Raw genomic sequence first — 2,007 nt, 5'->3', positions numbered from 1 at the left:
CATATGGCTCCCCGAGCAGGACTCGAACCTGCGACAACTCGATTAACAGTCGAGTGCTCTACCGGCTGAGCTATCGGGGAATGATCTTACTATTGTGTTAAGTTGTGGTGAGGGCTTGGCAACGTCCTGCTCTCCCAGGACCTCCCGGTCCAAGTACCATCGGCGCTGGAGGGCTTAACGGTCGTGTTCGGGATGGGTACGCGTGGGTCCCCTCCGCTATCGTCACCAAACCTCACATCATTCAATCAGAGAGCGCTTGCTCCCTGAAAACTAGACAGCAGCCCTTCGCATAGAACATCCTTCCCTTGGTTAAGCCCTCGACCGATTAGTATTCGTCAGCTCCACGTGTTGCCACGCTTCCACCTCGAACCTATCTACCTCGTCATCTGCAAGGGGTCTTACATACTGGGAAATCTCATCTTGAGGGGGGCTTCACGCTTAGATGCTTTCAGCGCTTATCCCGTCCGTACTTGGCTACCCAGCGGTGCTCCTGGCGGAACAACTGGTACACCAGCGGTACGTCCATCCCGGTCCTCTCGTACTAGGGACAGCTCCTCTCAAATTTCCTGCGCCCGCGACAGATAGGGACCGAACTGTCTCACGACGTTCTGAACCCAGCTCGCGTACCGCTTTAATGGGCGAACAGCCCAACCCTTGGGACCTACTTCAGCCCCAGGATGCGATGAGCCGACATCGAGGTGCCAAACCTCCCCGTCGATGTGGACTCTTGGGGGAGATAAGCCTGTTATCCCCGGGGTAGCTTTTATCCGTTGAGCGATGGCCCTTCCATCCAGAACCACCGGATCACTAAGCCCGACTTTCGTCCCTGCTCGACCTGTACGTCTCGCAGTCAAGCTCCCTTATGCCTTTGCACTCAAAGAATGATTTCCAACCATTCTGAGGGAACCTTGGGGCGCCTCCGTTACCTTTTAGGAGGCGACCGCCCCAGTCAAACTGCCCGCCTGACAATGTCCCCCATCCGGATCACGGACGCGGGTTAGAACCTAGATACGATCAGGGTGGTATCCCAACGACGCCTCCACACATGCTGGCGCACATGCTTCCAAGGCTCCCACCTATCCTGTACAAACCGTACCCAAGTCCACTATCAAGCTGCAGTAAAGCTCCACGGGGTCTTTCCGTCTAGTCGCGGGTAACCTGCATCTTCACAGGTACTAAAATTTCACCGGATCTCTCGTTGAGACAGCGCCCAAATCGTTACGCCATTCGTGCGGGTCAGAACTTACCTGACAAGGAATTTCGCTACCTTAGGACCGTTATAGTTACGGCCGCCGTTTACTGGGGCTTCGGTTCAAAGCTTCGCCTTACGGCTAACCTTTCCCCTTAACCTTCCAGCACCGGGCAGGCGTCAGCCCGTATACGTCGCCTTACGGCTTAGCACAGACCTGTGTTTTTGCTAAACAGTCGCTTGGGCCTGGTCTCTGCGGCCCCCTCGCGCTCAACACGCTAACGGGGCACCCCTTCTCCCGAAGTTACGGGGTCATTTTGCCGAGTTCCTTAACGAGAGTTGCTCCGCGCGCCTTAGAATCCTCTTCCTGCCTGCCTGTGTCGGTTTGCGGTACGGGCACCATGACATCTCGCTAGAGGCTTTTCTTGGCAGTGTGAGCACAGGACCTTCGGGTACTATCATTTCCCCTCCTCATCACAGCTCAGGCTTCGCCATGTGCGGATTTGCCTGCACATGACCCTCGCTGCTTGAACAGGCTCTTCCAGCCGCCTGCGTCCCTGCCCTCCTGCGTCACCCCATCGCTCAAACGATGCATGGTGGTACAGGAATTTCAACCTGTTGTCCTTCGACTACGCCTTTCGGCCTCGCCTTAGGTCCCGACTTACCCTGAGCGGACGAACCTTCCTCAGGAACCCTTAGGCTTTCGGCGGACGGGATTCTCACCCGTCTTTTCGTTACTCATACCGGCATTCTCACTTGTACTCGCTCCAGCCGTCCTTCCGGTCGACCTTCTCCGCTGTACAACGCTCCCCTACCCA

At 56.4% G+C, this 2,007-nt stretch carries 1 tRNA gene and 2 rRNA genes; all 3 read right to left on the bottom strand.

The annotated features are described in order from the left end of the window. Nucleotides 1-4 precede the first annotated feature (4 nt). Nucleotides 5-80: transfer RNA gene (locus PRECH8_RS12340), tRNA-Asn, on the bottom strand. Nucleotides 81-113: 33 nt separating this feature from the next. Then, nucleotides 114-230: ribosomal RNA gene (gene rrf / locus PRECH8_RS12335) — 5S ribosomal RNA — on the bottom strand. A gap of 75 nt (nt 231-305) precedes the next feature. Continuing rightward, nucleotides 306-2,007 (bottom strand): 23S ribosomal RNA (locus PRECH8_RS12330); the annotation flags it as partial.

It is taken from the genome of Insulibacter thermoxylanivorax, assembly GCF_015472005.1.
In the GTDB taxonomy this organism is placed as follows: domain Bacteria; phylum Bacillota; class Bacilli; order Paenibacillales; family DA-C8; genus Insulibacter; species Insulibacter thermoxylanivorax.
Note: the sequence above shows the minus strand (reverse complement) of the source record. Positions and strands in the feature narration are given on the sequence as shown.